The sequence below is a fragment of the Geminicoccus sp. genome (assembly GCF_036263595.1).
Classification (GTDB): domain Bacteria; phylum Pseudomonadota; class Alphaproteobacteria; order Geminicoccales; family Geminicoccaceae; genus Geminicoccus.
Genome location: NZ_DATAGQ010000022.1, coordinates 12,210 through 30,390 on the forward strand (window position 1 = coordinate 12,210; position 18,181 = coordinate 30,390).

Consider the following 18,181-nt stretch of genomic DNA (forward strand, 5'->3'; position numbering starts at 1 on the left):
GGACAAGTGCTTGTGCCCTCCCTCACTCTAGCCCGGATCTGCCGCGAGATCAGCCTCGGCATCGTGATCGTGTTCGTCACGATAGGTGGCCCGGCCAAGGCGGACGAACATGCCGCTGGAACATGCCGCACGGCCGTTCGTGACCCGGCCCTGCGGATCGAGGCCTGCACAAAGGCAATACGGGAGGTGTCGCAGGAGGACACCGTCTCCAAGGCGGAGTTCCTGCGCTACCGTGCGATTGCCCGCCGGGCCAGCGGTGCCGTTGATGATGCCCTGATCGATCTGGACGAGGCGATCAAGGTCCAGCCCGACCACGCCGGAGCCTGGTTGATCCGTGCCGCAATCCGCCAGGATCTCGGCAACATCGACGGAGCACTGAGCGATGTGGAGCAGGCGCAGGCACTCAGCCCCAGGTCACCCCAGGTCTGGCGCCGCCGCGGCGTGCTGCTGGACGAGAAGGGGGAGTTCGACCGCGCCTATGCCGCCTTGAATCGCGCCCTAGAGCTGAACCCCCGCTACGCCGAGGCCTATTTCGACCGCGGCGACCTGCTGCGGCGTGAAGGCTATCTCGTCGAGGCGATCGACGACCTTACCACGGCCATCGAGCTGGCACCGCGGATGGCCATCGCCTGGAATGCACGTGGCAGCACCTGGGCAAACCTGGACGACAACCAGCGAGCTCTTGCCGACTTCAATCAGGCCATCGATCTGCGGCCCGAGTTCGCGGACGCCTATGTCAACCGTGGCTCGATACGCTGGCGGCTTGCCGACACCGAACGGGCCCTCTCGGACTATGGTCGGGCGATCGAGCTCGACCCCGCCAACGTCGATGCCTGGCTCAACCGTGGCCGTGCCTTTGAAGCAATGGGCCGGGTGGACGAAGCCCGCCACGACATGGAGATGGCGACCGCGCTCGGGGCCAGGCAACGGGCTGCCAGGGAGGACGCCCAACGCACCGCCTCGGCGGACAACGGCCCCGCCCAGCAAGGTGCCTTCTACATCACCACGCGCGCGGTGAATTACCGGCTAGGCCCCAGCACCCACGCCAACCGGCTGGGCAGCCTGGCTAGTGGGGAACGGGTCCAGGTCGTGGGCGAGCGGCAGGGCTGGCTGGAGATCAGCGTTCCTACGGGGGGACGCGGCTACGTCTGGCACGAGTTCCTCGAGCTTGAAAAGTGACGGCGGCCGGTCCCGATCCGGCGGTTCCGCGGCGGGCCCTGGTCACCGGCTCGGCGAGAAGGCTCGGTCGCGCCATGGTCCTTGCCCTGGCGGCGGATGGCTTCGACATGGCCTTGCACGGCCGCCAGCTGGACGACGACCTGCAGCGTCTGGCCGACGAAGTGCAGGCGCTGGGCAGGCGGACCTGCACCGTCACGGGCGATCTCGCCGATCCGGGCGGGTGCCAGCGGCTGCTGGATGACAGCGAGGCCGCGCTCGGTCCGATGGGCGTGCTGGTCAACAGCGCTGCCACCTTTCCCGATGACCGCCTGATGACCATGCAGGCAACCGTGACCGGGGAGGTCCTGGCGGTCGACCTGGTCTCGCCGCTCGTGCTGAGCCAGGCTTTCGCCTCGCAGCTTCCGGCTACGGCTCACGGGGTGATCGTCAACATGCTGGATCAGCGCGTGCTGAAGCCCACCGCGCGCCGGTTCTCCTATACGCTGGCCAAGACGGCGCTGTGGACGGCAACGCGCATGATGGCGCGGGAACTGGCGCCCCGTATTCGCGTCGTAGGAATCGGTCCGGGGGTCGCCATCCGCGACGTAGACATGGACGAGGAAGCCAGTGCCCGCCTGGCGGCCCGCGCTCCGCTAGGTCAGACTGGAAGCACCGAGGAAGTCGTGGCGGCGCTGCGCTATCTCCTGGCAGCCGGGTCGGTCACCGGGCAGATGATCATCGTTGATGGTGGAATGCATATCGGCTGACGCAGTGGAACGGCAGGCCCGCCTGGTCGCGACCTGAAGCCAGGACAGACAGGCGTCGCCTTGATGGGCATAGCCGAGCGTGCTTTCCACGGCATCCACGCCGATCGAACGGGCCATCGCCATACGGTCAGCATCGTTCGCCCCCATCGCCACGGTCCGGATGCCAAGGCAACTCGCAAGCGCCGTCACGGACTGGAACATCGCGCGCTTTTCGCGGCTGCCATGAGGATCGAGCGCTTCCTCGCAAAGGCGCAGGGCCGCGGGGCGAAGACTTGTCAGCAACGCCAAGGGGGTCACCCCGCTGCCGAAGCGATCGACGGCGAGCCGCACGCCTGTCTCGCGGAAGGCCGCGATGCCATGACCGCCCCTCGTCAGGTCATCGACGAACTGGGCCTCATCGATCTCGATCTGCAGCCGTGCCGGAGACAGGTCATACTGTCTCATGCGGGCGCCGACCTGCTGGGCGAGGTCGGCCCAGGCCAGGGGCCGGCGGGACAGCATGGGGATTGCGACCTCCACCTGCGTGAACCCATGTCGCTGCCATGCCTGCAGTTTCTGAACGGCTTCGCTCAGCAGCTGCTCGGTCAGCCGATCGATCAGGCCCGCTTCTTCCACCAGGGTCCGCAGCGCGAGCAGGTCGACCATGCCGGAGCGCGGATGATGCCACGTAGGTCGCATGCCTACGACGATCCTGCCAGGAGCAAGGGCAATCTGCGGCCGCAGACTGATCGTCACGGCGTCTGCTGCGCAGGCATGCGCCAGCTCCTCGGCTTCCGGCCTCGCTGCCACCCTGGCCTCACCGTGCCAGGCGCATCCGTTGCCGCCATCGTTCTTCGCCCGGTACATTGCGGCGTCGGCCAGACGGATCAGCTGGCCGGCATCCGCGGCGTGGTCGAGGAAGATCGCGACACCAATGCTGGCCGTGATCGATGCCGTGTAGGCATCCAGCTGGACCGGCGGCCTGATCGTGTCGAGGAGCTTGCGGATCACGACGGACGCATCCTCGCGCCGTACGATATTGGGCAAGAGTACGCCGAACTCGTCGCCACCCAGCCGTGCCACCGTGTCGCTCTCGCGCACTCGGCTCCGCATCCGCTCGCCGACTCGCTTCAGCAGTTCATCGCCGGATGGATGGCCATAGCGGTCGTTGACCGCCTTGAACCCGTCCAGGTCGATCATGAGCAGCGCGACCTTGCCGTTCCCGCGGCGGGCCAGGGTCAGGGCATGGTCCAGCCGGTCGCGGAACGACGTCCGGTTGGCAAGGCCGGTAAGGTCGTCCAGGCGCGCCTCGATTTGCAGCCGCTCCTCGCGGCGGTGCCGCGCGACTGCGGTTTGGATCGCACGATCGAGGCCCTGGGCGTCCAGGTCCAGCGCATCCAGTACCTCGCTTACCCCGACATCGATCGCTTGGCCGAGTGTGTCGTCGTCGATCCCCGTGGCGACCAGAATGACGGGCGCGGACAGGTCGGCCGCCTGGAGCCGGGCGCAGATGGGCAGGCTGTCGGCCGGGCTGGATTCTGCTGCCAGGACGACAGCATCGTAGGCAGGACCGTTCCGGTTGAAGCTGAGCGGCAGGTGGGACAGGCGCGCGTGGTCGTAGCGGTCCCTGCCCAGGAGGCCGAGCAGGTCGATGATCGCGGCGATCGCATCCTCGTCCTCCCCGATCAGGAGGATCCGCCGCTGAGGCGAATGGCCGAGATCGGCTCGCACCCGGGCGGCGAAGGTGACGACGCTGGACGTGCGCCCTGAGGGGTACGCGTCTCGCCAGAGGCCGGGTGCCTCGAAGAGGCCGCGCGGGCGGCCTTTGCCCGGACCTTCGTCCTGAACCATGAGGCATCCTGATCAACCGGAAGCGGTGGATCCTCGGTAAACCACAGAAACCAAAGGCACAAGCTACAGTTGAATTAGCTATCTCATAATTAACCGCAACGCGATCTTTGCTGGCGGAGCGAGGTGCTCCAACCTCCGTCAGCGGGCGGCGAACTGCTCACGGAAGGTCAATGGAGCCGGATCGACCACCTGTGCCGTACCCTGGTTCACCTCGAGTACCGCCAAGCCCCGTTCGGTCCGCCCGTCCGGCAGCAGGCGGAAGATCCCGGCGCGGCCGACGAAGCCCTGGCTGTCCAGGAACGCGGCCGGGTCGAGCGGGCCAGCGCGCGACTGGCCGGCAACCATCGCGGTGGTGTCGTAGGCCAGCAGTGCCACCGAGCTCGGGCTACGGTTGAACAGGCTGCGGAAGCGCGTTGCGAACTCTTCGGCTCCTTCCGGAGGTGCCCCCGCGAACCAAGTGCCCTGGAGCTGAGGATCCAGCAGGGCGGCCGCATCGTCCTGAATGCGCGAGGTGCCGAGGTGCCGGACGGAGCGTGGATCGATATCATGATAGGCCAGCAACGATGCGACCGCCCGGAGCCGCGCACCACCATCCGCGATCAGGACCGCCGAATCAGGTGCCGACAGAGCGCCGCCCTCTGTTGCCGGTCCGACACCCAGCCCCGTAGCCACCCGTCCCACCGCATCGGTCGGCGTACTATTGCTGGCGTCGTAGGTGGCGATGTCGACGATCCGAGCGGTGCCTGTCGCGCCGACGGCCCGTTGGAAGGCCTGGATCGCCCGGGTCCCGAAGGCATCCGCCGGTGCCAGGGCTGCCATTCGGTTGACTCCGGTCTGGGCCGCGAAGCGCACGACCCGGTCGACCTGCTGCTCGGGACCGAAGCCCATGACCCATATGCCAGGCCTGGCGACGCTGGAGTCGTTGGACAGAGAGAAGACCTCGACGCCTGCGCTGGTGGCCAGCGGCGTCACAGCGACCGTCGATCGTCCAAACAGCGGTCCGATGATAACGTTCGCGCCACTGGCAATGGCCGCGCGCGCAGCCACCGTAGCACCGTCCGGCTCACTGCCCGTATCGAACGGCATCAGCTCCAGCTGGTTGTCGCCAGCGTCGAACAGCGCCATCTGGGCCGCGTCCAGCAGGTCCTGGCCGACAGCAGCGGCCGGCCCCGTAAGTGGCAGCAGGAGCGCCGCCTTGGGCTGCATGGCCATCGCGGGCGGCGTCACCGGCGCAGTCGGCTGTGTTGGCCGCCAGGGAACCTGCCGTTGCGGCGCGCATGCGGCCACGAGCATGATGACGGCCAGCAGGATGGTGGCGGCTGGCGTGATCGTCTTGGCTGGACGCATGACGACGATGACCTCGAGGCGAAGGACAGGGCGCACGTGGCGGACGAACCCGCGGATGAATTCGACGACGAGGAAGCTAGCGGAAGCGCTGCCAAAGGAGAACTCACCGCCGGCCTCTATGTCGTCGCCACACCGATCGGTAACCTCGGCGACACGACTGCGCGTGCCGCCAGAGTGCTGGCGGGCGTGGACCGGATCCTGTGCGAGGATGCGCGCGTGTCCCGGCGTCTCCTTGGGCATCTGGGCCTCAACAGGCCGATGACCGCTTATCATGAACACAATGCCGAGGCGCTCCGGCCGAAGATCCTGGCTCAGCTCGCCGCCGGCGGCAGGCTCGCCCTGATCTCCGATGCCGGCACGCCGCTGATCTCCGACCCGGGCTTCAAGCTGGTCGGCGCCGCGATCGCGCAAGGCAGCAACGTCGTGCCGGTACCGGGTGCTTCCGCCCTGCTGGCAGCCCTGGTCGTGGCCGGCCTTCCGACCGACCGGTTCTTTTTCCAGGGCTTCCTGCCGGCCAGACGAGCGGCCAGGCGAGCCGTCCTTGCGGAGATCGCGGCAGTTCCGTCGACGCTCGTGCTCTACGAGGCGCCGCATCGGCTGGAAGAGGCGCTGTCCGATGCGGCGGACGTGCTGGGCGACCGGCAGGCAGCCGTTTGCCGGGAGCTTACCAAGCGATTTGAGGAAACGGTGCGCGGCAGCCTGCCGGAACTCGTCCGTGTCTTCGCCGGGCGCGGCGCACCGAAGGGCGAGATCGTCCTGGTGATTGGCCCACCCTCAGCGGAAGCGGCCGAGGTGGACGACGCCACGCTGACCGCTGCGTTCGCCGCGGCTGCAGCCAGCATGCCGCCTCGTCAGGCCGCCCGCTTCGTCGCCGCCCAGTTCGGGCTTGATGCCAACGAGGTCTACCGGCGCGTGGCTCGCAAGGACGAAGGATGACCGCCGACCGGATCGGCCGGTCCGCCGAAGGAAGGGCCGCGCTTTGGCTGCGGCTGAAGGGCTGGCAGATCCTGGAGCGGCGATTCCGCACGCCGGTAGGCGAGATCGACTTGGTGGCACGTCGTGGCAGGGTGGTGGCTTTCGTCGAGGTGAAGGCGCGGCCCACCCGGGATGCGGGGCTGGAAGCCGTGGGTGCCAAGCAGCGGCGGCGCTGGCGACGGGCGGCCGATGCATGGCTGGCCCGGCATCCGGCGCAGCAGCAGCTGACTCTGCGCTTCGACCTCATCGTGATCGTTCCCTGGCGCCTGCCATTCCACCTGCAGAATGTCGGCGACATCTACTGACGGCCGAGCAGGCCCTCCAGCAGCTTGCCGGCATCTTCCGGGATCAAGGGCTTGCCGTCCTTCCCGCCCAGCTTGTTCACCTGATCGATCACGCGCTGCACCGTTTTAGGGTCCTTTGCCAACGCTTCGAGCGCTCCCTTCGTGTTCACCGACACGCTGAGGTTCTCGAACGGGCCCGAGATCACGATCGGCACCGTGGGCAACTGTCCGAGCGCGCTCTGCTCCTGGCCGGCCATGGCCTTGGAGACCAGCTCGATCCGGTCGATCCGGCGCGCGCCAAGGTTGATCCGGCCATTGCCCGAGACCTGGAGCGGCGGCGCCTGCCCCGTGACGTCGTTCGACACCGCCATGCCGTTCGCGATAGCGAAACTGGCGCTGGCCTGGTCGATCCGGGTGCTGCCGCCACGCCACCCCTCGCGGGCGAGCACGGCCGCAATCTGCGCCGGATCCCCTGACAGCCGCGTAAGATCGAAGCCCTTGGCTGTCGCTGCGAGCAGCCTGACATCTGCCTTGCCATCCATGTTCCCGAGCAGGCTGTTCACGCTGCGCCCGTCACCGGTCACATCGACATTCAGGGCCAGCCTGCCATCCAGGCTCTCCTCCTCCTTGGTCAGATCCCGGAGCAGCGGGCCGACCTGGACGCCTGAAGCGGCCAGCTTGACCGCCAGGCGGGGGATCTTGTTGGCATCGGCCGCCGAATTGATCTGCCCGGTCAGGGTGCCGTTATACGCACGCACCTCCAGCAACTGGACCAAGAGGTAGTTTGCCCCGGACGTGGTGCGAACCTGACTTGGTCCCAAGGTCAGGCCCGACGTCGTCACGCCGCCCACCCTCAAGGTGACATCCAGGTCGACGGGCAAGGAGGTCGGCAGGTTCAGCGGGGTGTCTGACGGTGCCGGGGGCTCCGGTGCGCCGGTCGGCTGGGCTGCCTGGGCCGCTTGGGCCGGCGGGGCGGCAGCCGGTGCCGGCTCGTCCGGTCGCCTGGGAATGAGCCGCTCAATGTCGACGACACCGGTGTTGAACGCACCTGCTAGCTTGGGCCGGGCTGCGCTGCCATCATACTGGACGGTGCCCGTGCCCTGGAGGAGGTCGCTGGCAAGCTCGGCCGCGCCCAGGCTCACCACCTTGCCGTCCACCTTCAGGTCGCCGGTCAGGGTCAGCTGCCGTGGTAGCGGCGCCTTGGCTGGTACGGTGACCTTTGCCCACTGCAGCGCTTTGCCGACGTCCGGCATTTCGACCCGGATCTTGCCGGAGGGGCTGGTGGACAGCAGGCCGTCCAGGCTCAGCGAAATGGGGCCATCGATCGCGACGCTGCCGGGGCTGGCCGATTTCTCGATCAGCTCGCCGAGTTCCGCGACTCTCAGGTCCAGGTCGACCCTCTCGCCCCGCACCTGCGCATTGCCTTTCAGCGCCGCCGGACCGGCCAGTGCAGGTGCGTCCACCGTCAGGTTGATCGCCTCGACCCGCTCGGCCACGCCCGACCGGGCGTCGGCGTAATCGACCACGCCATCCTCGATCCGCACGTCGCCCAGGGCCAGGTCCGGCAGCGACGATGCGCCGGCGGCCGGATCGGGGGAGGACGACGACGGCTGTTCGGGCGGGTTCGTTCGTGTCGACCAGTTGTTCTGGCCGTTCGCGTCCACGCGCAGCGTCGCCACCGGCTCCGCCAGAATGAGGCGCTCCAGGTCGATCCGGCCGCTCAAGAGCGGCGCCAGCCCCACCACGGCCTCCAGCTTGGCCAGCCGAAGCAACGGTGTGTCCCCCTCGCCAACCCGGATCTGTTCCGCCACCAGCCGTGGCGTCGGGATCAGCGAGAGGGAGACGTCGCCATCGACGGCGAAGGGGCGGCCGGTGGCCTCACGGACCAAGTCGGAAACTTTCGCCACAAGCCAGTCGCGCGGGATCAGCAGCGGGGCTGCCAGGACCGCCACGACGAGCACGGCCAGGACGGCGAGAACGATCGTGACGATGCGCATTACCTGGACCTCTTGCTTCCGGCTTCCGGCCAGATACCGGCGTGGCGCAGCAGCCTGACCGTCAGGGTCGGCAGCGCCAGGGTCGAGAAGCCCTCCGGCGGCATCCAGATGCCTGGCGGGCTGCTCGCGGTAATTCTAGCACGCATCAGCCGCATCGACAGGTCCAGGTGGGTGAACTGATGGAGGATCTCGCCAGGGACCTCCTGCCAGGCGGCATCGATCGGGGCTGCGTCGCGAACTTGCGGGGCATCTGGCGGCTCCGCCTGCCATGGCGTCGAGGGCAGCTCGATCATGCCAGCCAGGAGGCCCGTTGCCGGCCGCTGCCGGAACAGGAATGCGCCGTTCGGGTCCTCCAGGAGGAACATCACCGCAAAGCGGGCACCACGCTCCTTCACCTCCGGGCGTCCCGGGTAGCGCTCCGGTTCACCTGACGCGAACCCCCGGCAGTCCGACTGCAGCGGGCAGATCAGGCAGGATGGCACCTTTGGCGAGCAGACCAGCGCGCCCAGCTCCATCAAGGCCTGGGCCACATCGCCTGGTCGGATCGGATCCGCCAGCGTATCCGCTGCCGCCTGCAGCGTCCGGGCTGCCCTCGCCGGCGGCAGCTCCAGCGCGATGACGCGGCCCAGCACCCGGGCAACGTTCGCGTCCACCGGCACCGCCATCCGGTTGAACGCGATCGCCGCCACGGCGCGTGCCGTGTAGGGACCGAGACCCGGCAGGTCGAGCAGGGCCGGGAGATCGCCTGGCACGACCCCACCGTGGATCGCCACGACCGCCTCGGCGCAGGCCTTCAGTGCCCGCGCCCGCCGATAGTAGCCCAGCCCCTGCCAGGCATGCAGCACCTCGTCCATGGAGGCTGCAGCCAGGGCCGAGGGCGTGGGGAAGCGCTGGAGAAATGGCGTGAAGCGGCTGCGGACGGTGGCGACCGTCGTCTGCTGCAGCATGATCTCGCTGACCAACACCGCCCATGGATCAGCCGCCTCGCCGGGCAGCGCTCGCCAGGGTAGCTTGCGGCGTGCCTTGTCGTACCATGTCAGCAGGGCGATCACCGATGCGACCGGCCGGGGCCCCTCTTCTGCACCCGCCTCCGTGTTCAATAGCTGCCGCTCCCGCATTTTTCTGTCGTGGTGGCTGTGGCATGCTCCACCTGCGTCGGCCAGAGCAGTATGCTGCCTTTGGCGGAACGGAGGATGAAGTGGCAGTGCGGTCGACCAGGAACCAGACGCTCAGCGACATGGTCGACGTTGTCGTCGGCCCCGCGGCGCGCAAGCGTGGCCTGGCCGCCGCCACGCTGATCGCCGATTGGACGCTCGTGGTAGGTGAACGCCTGTCGTCTCGCTGCCAGCCGATCAAGCTCACCTTCCAGCCGGGTCGGCAGAGTGGCGGCACCTTGCTGCTGCATGCCGCCGCCTCGGCCGCTCTCGACCTGCAGTTCGCCGAGCGGCAGGTCGTGGAGCGGATCAATGCCTATTACGGCTTTGCTGCCGTCGCGCGCCTGAAGGTGGTTCAGGCGCCGCCGGGCCGGCCGGTGCCGCGTGTCCGTCGGGCGGCCCGGTCGACGCCCAGTTCCGAGCAGGTGGAGAAGCTGCGGGCAGACACCGAGAAGGTCGGGGATCCGCAGCTGGCCGAGGCGCTGCTCAGGCTGGGCTGCTCCATCGCGGTCCTGAACGGAACCCGCCGGTGAGCCGCCGGGCGATACCGATCGTGGCGCTGGCGGTCATGCTCGGCGCCTGCACCCAGATGCCGAAACTCCCGGACCTCCTGCCCCTGGGCGGCGTCACGCGTCCAGCTGTGAAACCCGCTGATCTGGCCCGGGCCCGCAGCCTCGCCGATGCCGGCGAACGTGACCAGGCGCTTGCGGTCTATGCAACGCTTGCCGCGACCGGCGATCCGACCGTCCTCTACGAGTATGCGAGGCTGCTCGAGAGCGGGCCGGGTGCCACCCAGGCAGATCGCGACCGGGCAATGGGGTACTACCGGCAGGCGGCTGCGGATGGACTGGTCGACGCGCAGCTCCGGCTGGCCAACCTCCTCTATCTGGGCGAGGGCGTGCCGCGCGACCTGGGCGAGGCGGCAAAGTACTATGACCAAGTCAGGGCACTGATCGAGCCCCGTGCCGATGCAGGCGATGCGCAGGCCCAGGAATGGCTTGGCGACCTCTACCGCGAGGGGCGCGGTGTGGCGCAGAACGGCGACTTTGCCGTCTACTGGTACACACAGGCGGCGCAGGCCGGCCGGGTGAGCAGCTATGTGAAGCTGGCTCGGATGTTCGAGCGCGGCGAGGCCGGGGTCGGCGTGCAGATCGACGAGGCGCTGCGCTACTATGAGCTTGCCGGCGAGAACAACCACGCCCAGTCCCTGTTCACGATCGCCAAGCGCTATGCCGACGGCGAAGGCGTCACGCCCGACAAGGTGCGGGCAGTCGAGCTGTTCGAGCAGGCGGCGGCGGCTGGCGACACCCGTGCCTATGCCAGGCTGGGGGACCTTTATGCCGACACAGGTGAGCTGCCGTCGAATGCCAGGCTCGCCGCCGACTGGTACGAGCGGGCTGCGGGGACTGGCGATGAGAAGGCCATGTTCAAGCTGGCGGAACTCTACGACCGCGGCCGACTCGGACCACGCGATCCCATCGCCGCCTATGAGTGGTACCTGCTTGCCGCCCGCAACGACCATCCACGTGCCACGGAGCGGCTGGATCGCCTGAGCACCGTACTGAGTTCTGCGCAGCAGACCAGGGCTCGGACCGCCGCTGATGCCTGGGCGGAACAGCGGGCTTCCCTCACGCCCGGTGCCTGAACGCTCGTCTTCCGCCGTCCACCCAACTATGGAATAGAACCGCCGCGGTGGCCGGACGGACCCGGCCCTGCCCGAAGCTTCGGAGAAACCATGCCGGATCGTCGCTCGCTGCTGCTCACCGGAGCAGGAATCTGCTGCCTGGTCGGCCTCCGCCCGGCCCTCGCGGAAACCACGACCGAACTCAGCCTCGGCTCCCCCGATGCGCCGGTCACGATGGTCGAGTACGCCTCGATGACCTGCCCGCACTGCGCTCATTTCCACAACGTGACGCTGCCGGCCCTGAAGACGAAGTACATCGATACGGGCAAGGTCCGGCTGGTGTTCCGCGACTTCCCGCTCGATCAGCTGGCGGTGCAGGCCTCGATCCTCGCCCATTGCGCAGGGCCGGACCGGGCGATGAACTTCGTGTCGGCCTTCTTCGCGAGCCAGGACCGTTGGGCGCGATCCGACGATCCGATGGCGGCACTTCGCCAGCTGGCCAAGCTCGGTGGGCTGACGGACGCGCGGATGGATGCCTGCCTGGCCGACCAGGAATTGGGCAACTCGATCCTCCAGATGCGGCTGGACGGCGAGAAGCAGCACAGCATCCAGTCCACGCCGAGCTTCCTGATCAACGGCGAGCTTTATGCGGGCGATGCCGGCGTGGGCGGCTTCAGCGAGATCCTGGACCCGCTCATCCAGTGATCGGCATCTAGACGTTGCGCCTGACCCGGATCGTCATCCACGGCTTCAAGTCGTTTGCCGACAGGGTCGAGCTGGCCCTGGAGCCGGGCCTTACGGGGGTGGTGGGGCCGAACGGCTGCGGGAAGTCGAATATCGTCGACGCGCTGCGCTGGGTCAGCGGCGAGGCCTCCGCTCGCGGCGTGCGCGGCGACGACATGGACGACGTCATCTTCGCCGGTGCCGGCAACCGCTCGGCGCGGGAGCTGGCGGATGTCATGGTCGTGATTGAGGGCGACCTCACCGACTATGCGCGCCACGCCACAGACGGGATCGCCGAGGTCCGCCGCACCATCACCCGCGGCCATGGTTCCAACTTCCGCATCGCCGGCCGAGAGGTCCGTGCGCGCGACGTCCAGCGATTGTTCCAGGACGCTGGTGCCGGGGCCCGCGGCACCGCGATCGTGGCGCAGGGACAGGTGCAGGCGGTCATCGAGGCGAAGCCGGAAGACCGGCGGCGCTTTCTCGAGGAGGCGGCCGGCGTTGGCGGGTTGCAGAGCCGCAAGCGAGAGGCCGAGAGCAAGCTCCTGCAGACCGAGGGCAACCTTGCCCGCATCGCCGGCCTGATCGTCTCCCTGCAGACCCGTGTCGAGCAGTTGACCCGCCAGGCGGCCCAGGCCGAGCGCTATCGCAAGCTGGCCAGGGAACTGCGTGATGCCGAGGCCGCCCTGGCGCTGGCCCGGCTGCTGAGTGCCAGGCAGCGCCAGGATGAAGCGGCCGCCGCGGCGCGGGCGGCCGACGCAGTGGCCGGACAGGCCGACCAAGCCTACCGGGTCGCCAAGAGCGCCGCCGAGGCCGCCGAGGCCGCGGCCATTGCGGCGCAAGTGCAGCTGAACCGCCTGGTTCCGCGGCACGCCGCACTGGCGGAGCGTGTCGCCGCCCGTCGCTCCGAGGCAGAGGCGGCGCGCGCTGGCGCACAGGAACTGGCCGAACGACGGGATGCAGCCCTGCGGGCCCGCTCGGAGGCGGAAGAGCAGGCAGCCTCGGCCGCTGCGGAGCACAACTTCCTTCAAGCGGAGGATGAGGCAGCAGCCTCGACCGAGAGCCGACGGTCGGCCGACCTTCCTCGGCTGGAAGCCGCCGCGGCCAATGGCACAGGTGAACTGACGACGGCCGAAGGGGCAGCGCTGAAGGCGCGCGAGGCACGGTTTGCCCAGGAGGCGGACGTTGCCCGAATCCGTGAACGGCGGGACAGGCTGGCGGCCGATCTGGCCCGGGTAGAAGCAGAGCTGGCCGCTACCAGCCTGCGGCTGGCAGGCCTCGTCCCTCCCGAGCAGGACCAGCGGGCCGCGGAACTTCGCCACGCACTGGCAACGTTGGAGGCCGATCTCGCCGCGGCCGAAGCAGGCCAGCCAGACGCGCTTGCTCGCGTCGCTGCCGCCGAAACGGCCTTGGTCCGCCTGCTGGCCGAGCGGGACGCGGTGGCGCAAGCCCTGCCGGGCCTGGAACGGCGACGCACCGAACTGGTGGAGCAGCAGCAGCGCCTGGAACGCCGGCAGGCAGCGCTGTCGGAACGTCGTCGCGTCGTGGACCGGCAGCGGAAGGATCTGGCCGACGCTGAGGGAAAGCTCGGCCTGCGTCCGGCTCAGGGTGTGCAGGCCACGGCCGGCCAGCTCGGGCAGGCCCGAGACCGCCTGCAGGCTGGCGAAGCCACCCTTGCCGATGCACGAGCGAGGCTGAGCGAAGCCGAGGCCGACCGTGCCGCCCGGCTGGCCGCCGCAACTGCTGCCGCTACCGGTCTGGCTCGCCACGAGGCTGAGCGCCGGGAGCTCGTCGCCCTGCTGCCGCCCATCCGCGCCGACGAGGTGATGGCCGCCATCGACGTGGCCGAGGATCTGGCGGCACCGCTGGCTGCCGCCCTGGGCGAAGGGCTCAGCGCATCCCTCGATGATGCGGCGCCGCGTCACTGGCGCCGGCATAAGGCGGATCCGGATCTACCGGTCGTGTCGGAGCTGTCGCACCTGCCCAGGCTGGCGGACCTGGTGCAGGTGCCCGGTCCTCTGGCTGGCGCCCTGGCACCGGTCTGGCTCGTGGAGGCGGCTTCGGCGCCGGCGCTGCAGCCATATCTGCCGCCTGGTGGTGCCCTGGTCAGCGCCGATGGCGGGCTCTGGCGTTGGGACGGCTATGTCCGCCGGCCGGGAGCGCCGGATGCCGCTGCCCTCCTCCTTGCCCAGCGCGATCGCCTGCGGCGGCTGGACGCGACGATCGAGGCCGAGCGGCCGGTCCTGGCCACCTGCGAAGCCGAGCGATCCGCTGCCGAGCAGAACGTCGTCCAGGCCCGCCGGCATGTCGCGGAGAGCGAGAGCCTGGTCGGGCTGGCTCGCGCTGACCTGCAGGCCGCGGAGCGGGCGGCTGCAGATGCCCTTGCGAAGGATGAAGCCTGGGGCAGGCGGCAGGCCGAACTGGCGGCGGCGGCCGTGCGGCTGTCGTCGGCGGAGGAAGCCCTTGCAGCCGACCAGACCGAGCTGGATACCGAGAAGGCAGTCCTTCCGGATCTTGACACCATCGGGTCCGAGCTTTCGGCCATCCGGTCGCGACGGGCGGAGCTCTCGGCAGCGGTCGGCCAGGCCGAGCGCGAGCGCGATGCCGCCAACCAGGGTGCCTCCGGTCTGGCCGCACGGATCGGACGCCTGCGCCAGCAGATCGGCGAAATGGCGATCCGGGCTCGTGAAGCCGAGGCCAGCTTCCAGGCTGCCCGCACGCGGATCGTGGCCGAGCACGCGGCGGCCGAGGCCGATGCGGCCCGTCACGCCCAGGACAGGGCCCGGCTGGTCGAGCAGGCCGACGACTGTGCGGCTGAACTCGAACGAGCCACGGCAACGCTGGAGGATGTGCGCCTCCAGGCGGCCACGGCGGAGAAGGCGCTGGCACAGGCACGCGAAGAGGCTGGCCGGACCGAGCGGGCTTTCGCGCAGGCGACGGCCGAGCTCCAGCTGCTTCGGGAACGTTCCACCCATCGTGCCGAACGCCGCAGCCGGCTGGATACGGAGCAGGAAAGGATCGGAGCGGCCATTGCCGAGGCTGCGCGCCGTGCGGCCGAGCTGGGTGCTCGCGCCGACCTCGCTGCCGGATCGGCCGATCGGCTGGCCGGCGAGGCCGGCGCACTGGTGGAGGCCGAGCTGGCCGAGGCGGCAGCGGTCACGGCCGCGCGTGCTGCCTCGCACGAAGCCGACACTGTCCTAAAGCGGCGCCGGGATGCGCTGGCGGCGACCGAGCAGGCCGAGCGGGAGGCGGCCTTGCGGGCGGCCGAGGCTCGCAGCGCGCATCAGGCCGCCCAGGCTGCGCTGGCTGCCTTAAAGGAGGAGCTGACCGAGCGCTTCGCCGACAGTCCCTTGCCCGAGCCGGACCGGAACATGGTGCAGGCACCGATCGTGGAGCTTGAGGAGCGTGTCCGCCGCCTGAGGACCGGCCGCGACCGGCTGGGTGCGGTCAACCTGCTGGCTGCCGAGGAAGCAGTGGCGGCGCGGGAGGATCTGGACCAGCTCGTGGCCGAGAAGACCGAGCTGGAGGAGGCGGCCGGCCGGCTGATCAAGGCGGTGCGCTCGCTGGATTCGGAGGCGCGGCAGCGCCTGCTCGATCAGTTCGCGGTCGTCGAACGACATTTCGAAGAGCTGTTCACCAGATTGTTCAATGGCGGCACGGCGCGGATCCGACTGACCGACCCGGCGGATCCGCTGAAAGGTGGCCTGGAGCTGGAGGCGAGCCCACCGGGCAAGAAGCTCACCAGCCTGTCGCTGATGTCCGGCGGCGAGAAGGCACTCACCGCGCTCTGCCTGATCTTCGCCTTCTTCCTCGCCCATCCGTCGCCGCTCTGCGTGCTGGACGAAGTCGACGCACCATTGGACGACGCGAATGTCGGCCGGCTGGTCGATCTGGTCCAGGAGATTGCGTCGCGCACCGGGACCCGCTTCCTGGTCGTCACCCACCACCCGCTCACCATGGCACGGATGGACCGGCTCTATGGGGTGACAATGGTGGAACGGGGGGTCAGCCGGCTGGTGTCGGTCGAGCTGGGCAGGGCGCTGGAGATGCGACGGACGGCCTGAGCACGTCCAAAGCCGTCTTTTTGGCGTCGCGACCCCAATACCGTGATCACGGACGCTTGACCTCCGTCTTTCGCCGAGTAGGTTGCCGCTCGCCTCGGGTCGGACCGAACGGGTAATGCCCGTCCGCGTGCGTCCCTAAGGTATGGGATGGATGGCAAACGACGACCACGACCCTGCTTTCGCCGATCTGGAGCAGCGCATCCGCGCCGCGAAGCAGAAAGGCGAGCCGGTGGGCGAGGGCGACGGCACCGACCCGGACCGTCCGAAACTGAACTTCGGCACAGGGCTCACCGTCGGGATCGAGCTGGTCGTCGGGGTCGTCGCGGGCGTGGGCATTGGTCTGGCGCTGGATAGCTGGCTCGAGACGCGCCCGTTCCTGACCATTCTGCTATTCCTGCTCGGCACTGCGGCTGGCATGCTCAACGCTTGGCGTCACCTGGTGCGGATCGGCATGGTCGATCCGAAGGGGGACGGGGGTGGAAGGCAGGGTCGCGGGCCGGACTGAAACCGGACGAGGGCGATCCCGTGGCCGATCCGCTGCATCAATTCAGCATCACCCCGCTCGTTCCGATCAACGTCGCGGGGCTGGACCTGTCGTTCACCCAGTCCGCCCTGTGGATGATGATCACCGTGGGCACGGCCTATGCCCTGGTCATGGTAGGCTCGCGGCAGGCCGCGCTGATCCCCGGCCGCCTCCAATCCGTGGTCGAGCTCGCCTACGAATTCATCGCAGGCCTGATCAAGGACAATGCCGGCCGGGAGGGCATGCGCTTCTTCCCGGCGATCTTCACGCTCTTCATGTTCATCCTGTTTGGGAACATGCTTGGCCTGATCCCGATGGCCTTCACCTTCACCAGCCACATCATCGTGACCTTCGCGATGGCGATCACGGTGTTCGTGCTGATCACGGTGCTGGGCTTCGTCCTCCACGGCAGCCATTTCCTGCACTTCTTCGTGCCGGCGGGCGCGCCCAAGGCGATGATCCCGCTGCTGGTGCCGATCGAGATCATTTCCTACTGCGTGCGGCCCATCAGCCTGTCCGTCCGTCTGTTCGTGAACATGATGGCCGGCCACATGATGCTGAAGGTATTCGCCGGCTTCATCGCCGCCCTCGGCTTCTTCGGCTTCGCGCCCTTGGCCGTGACCGTGGCGCTGCTCGGTTTCGAGGTCGTGGTGGCCTTCCTGCAGGCCTACATCTTCACGGTCCTCACCTGCATCTACCTGCACGACGCGATCCACATGCATTGACAGGGCCGTAGGTTCGCCAGGCCCCCATGTGGGTGTGAAGTAAAGGTGGTAATGGCGCACGTTCCGCGCCGCTTTTCGGAGTGAACTCAATGGACGTTATGGCAGCAAAGATGATCGGCGCCGGCATCGCGACCTTCGCGCTGTTCGGTGTCGGTCTGGGCATCGGCAACATCTTCTCGACCCTGATCGCGACCGTGGGTCGTAATCCTTCCGTCCAGCAGCGGGTCTTCCCGTACGCCATTATCGGCTTTGCGCTGGTCGAGGCGGTGGCGCTCTTCGCGCTGCTGATCGCGTTCCTGATCCTGTTCACCTGATCCCGAGAGCGGGCGGCCGCCATCCTGGATGCGCAGCCGCCCGATTTCCCTTGGATGTCTTCGGGAGAACGGGGCCGATGCAGCGTCTGTTGCGTTCAACGATCACGAGCCTGCCGGCCTTGCTGCTGGCGGTCCCGGTGCTAGCCGCTGTCGAAGGCGAGGCGGCTCATGGTCAGTCGGTCGGGCTGCCGCAGCTCGACGCGTCGACCTTCCCCAGCCAGATCTTCTGGCTGGCGGTCAGCTTCCTCCTGCTGTTCTGGCTGTTCCGTACGAAGGCGTTGCCGCGAGTCGGCGCCGTCCTGGAGACGCGGCAGAACCGGATCGCTGCTGATCTCGACCGGGCGACCAAGCTGCGTGAAGAAGCCGAGGCCGCGCTGGTACGCTACCAGCAGGTGGTGGCCGATGCGCAGGGCAAGGCAGGCACCCAGCTCCGCGAGACCCGCGAGCGCCTGATCGCCGAGAATACGGCGCGGCAGGCCGAGCTGGACCAGGCACTGGCCGCCAAGGTCGCGGATGCCGAGAAGCGTATCCGTGCAGCCCGCGACACGGCGATGGCGGAACTCAACACTGTCGCCGTCGATGTCGCCCAGGCTGCCACGAAGCGCCTGATCGGCAAGGAGATCCCGCGCGCGGCAGCGGAAGCGGCCCTTGCGGCGGTGGTGAAGGAGGCCGCGTGATGATGGAGTATTTCTGGCT

The 18,181-nt window shown here is 68.6% G+C and carries 16 protein-coding genes; 12 read left to right on the forward strand and 4 right to left on the reverse strand.

All coding sequences use genetic code 11. The annotated features are described in order from the left end of the window. Positions 1–12: 12 nt before the first annotated feature. On the forward strand, positions 13–1,179 hold the full coding sequence (locus VHL31_RS01485) for a tetratricopeptide repeat protein (RefSeq protein ID WP_329659426.1): 1,167 nt from the start codon (positions 13–15) through the stop codon (positions 1,177–1,179). After that, positions 1,176–1,925 (forward strand): SDR family oxidoreductase, encoded by a 750-nt coding sequence (locus VHL31_RS01490; protein ID WP_329659427.1) that lies wholly within the window; start codon positions 1,176–1,178, stop codon positions 1,923–1,925. Before VHL31_RS01485 ends, VHL31_RS01490 begins: the two co-directional genes overlap by 4 nt. Here the strand turns inward: VHL31_RS01490 and VHL31_RS01495 are convergent. Both VHL31_RS01495 and VHL31_RS01500 read right to left on the reverse strand, forming a co-directional pair. After that, entirely contained in the window at positions 1,812–3,755 is a 1,944-nt protein-coding gene (locus VHL31_RS01495; protein ID WP_329659428.1) for a putative bifunctional diguanylate cyclase/phosphodiesterase, read from the reverse strand. The two genes, VHL31_RS01490 and VHL31_RS01495, sit on opposite strands and share 114 nt — an antisense overlap. 138 nt (positions 3,756–3,893) lie before the next feature. Next, positions 3,894–5,138, reverse strand: coding sequence for a penicillin-binding protein activator (locus VHL31_RS01500; RefSeq protein WP_329659429.1), 1,245 nt, complete (start codon positions 5,136–5,138; stop codon positions 3,894–3,896). On the opposite strand from VHL31_RS01500, the gene rsmI reads away from it, so the two are divergent. Both rsmI and VHL31_RS01510 read left to right on the forward strand, forming a co-directional pair. After that, the gene (gene rsmI / locus VHL31_RS01505) at positions 5,139–6,038 is read left to right on the forward strand and encodes a 16S rRNA (cytidine(1402)-2'-O)-methyltransferase (RefSeq protein WP_329659430.1); all 900 of its coding nucleotides are present in this window, start codon (positions 5,139–5,141) and stop codon (positions 6,036–6,038) included. Beyond that, the gene (locus tag VHL31_RS01510; protein ID WP_329659431.1) at positions 6,035–6,382 is read left to right on the forward strand and encodes a YraN family protein; all 348 of its coding nucleotides are present in this window, start codon (positions 6,035–6,037) and stop codon (positions 6,380–6,382) included. The genes rsmI and VHL31_RS01510 overlap by 4 nt, the downstream gene beginning before the upstream one ends. Here VHL31_RS01510 and VHL31_RS01515 read toward each other — a convergent pair. Continuing rightward, the gene (locus tag VHL31_RS01515) at positions 6,376–8,358 is read right to left on the reverse strand and encodes an AsmA family protein (RefSeq protein WP_329659432.1); all 1,983 of its coding nucleotides are present in this window, start codon (positions 8,356–8,358) and stop codon (positions 6,376–6,378) included. The two genes, VHL31_RS01510 and VHL31_RS01515, sit on opposite strands and share 7 nt — an antisense overlap. Continuing rightward, complete coding sequence (locus VHL31_RS01520; RefSeq protein ID WP_329659433.1) at positions 8,358–9,458, reverse strand: A/G-specific adenine glycosylase; 1,101 nt, start codon at positions 9,456–9,458, stop codon at positions 8,358–8,360. Before VHL31_RS01520 ends, VHL31_RS01515 begins: the two co-directional genes overlap by 1 nt. 98 nt (positions 9,459–9,556) lie before the next feature. Between VHL31_RS01520 and VHL31_RS01525 the strand changes: the two genes are divergently transcribed. The 8 genes from VHL31_RS01525 (at position 9,557) to VHL31_RS01560 (ending at position 18,162) form a co-directional block, all read left to right on the forward strand. Further along, positions 9,557–10,045 (forward strand): DUF721 domain-containing protein, encoded by a 489-nt coding sequence (locus VHL31_RS01525; protein ID WP_329659434.1) that lies wholly within the window; start codon positions 9,557–9,559, stop codon positions 10,043–10,045. After that, a complete protein-coding gene (locus tag VHL31_RS01530; RefSeq protein WP_329659435.1) occupies positions 10,042–11,157 on the forward strand; it encodes a tetratricopeptide repeat protein in 1,116 nt (371 codons plus the stop codon). The genes VHL31_RS01525 and VHL31_RS01530 overlap by 4 nt, the downstream gene beginning before the upstream one ends. Before the next feature lie 90 nt (positions 11,158–11,247). After that, positions 11,248–11,841: a DsbA family protein gene (locus tag VHL31_RS01535; RefSeq protein WP_329659436.1), complete on the forward strand. Its 594-nt coding sequence runs from the start codon at positions 11,248–11,250 to the stop codon at positions 11,839–11,841. A 14-nt stretch (positions 11,842–11,855) separates the two neighbouring features. Further along, the gene (locus tag VHL31_RS01540; protein WP_329659437.1) at positions 11,856–15,923 is read left to right on the forward strand and encodes an AAA family ATPase; all 4,068 of its coding nucleotides are present in this window, start codon (positions 11,856–11,858) and stop codon (positions 15,921–15,923) included. 151 nt (positions 15,924–16,074) lie between these two features. After that, the gene (locus VHL31_RS01545; RefSeq protein WP_329659438.1) at positions 16,075–16,428 is read left to right on the forward strand and encodes an AtpZ/AtpI family protein; all 354 of its coding nucleotides are present in this window, start codon (positions 16,075–16,077) and stop codon (positions 16,426–16,428) included. A gap of 20 nt (positions 16,429–16,448) precedes the next feature. After that, positions 16,449–17,171, forward strand: coding sequence for a F0F1 ATP synthase subunit A (locus tag VHL31_RS01550; RefSeq protein WP_329659439.1), 723 nt, complete (start codon positions 16,449–16,451; stop codon positions 17,169–17,171). An 89-nt stretch (positions 17,172–17,260) separates the two neighbouring features. After that, the gene (locus tag VHL31_RS01555; protein WP_329659440.1) at positions 17,261–17,485 is read left to right on the forward strand and encodes an ATP synthase subunit C family protein; all 225 of its coding nucleotides are present in this window, start codon (positions 17,261–17,263) and stop codon (positions 17,483–17,485) included. A 77-nt stretch (positions 17,486–17,562) separates the two neighbouring features. Next, a complete protein-coding gene (locus VHL31_RS01560; RefSeq protein WP_329659441.1) occupies positions 17,563–18,162 on the forward strand; it encodes a hypothetical protein in 600 nt (199 codons plus the stop codon). Positions 18,163–18,181 lie beyond the last annotated feature (19 nt).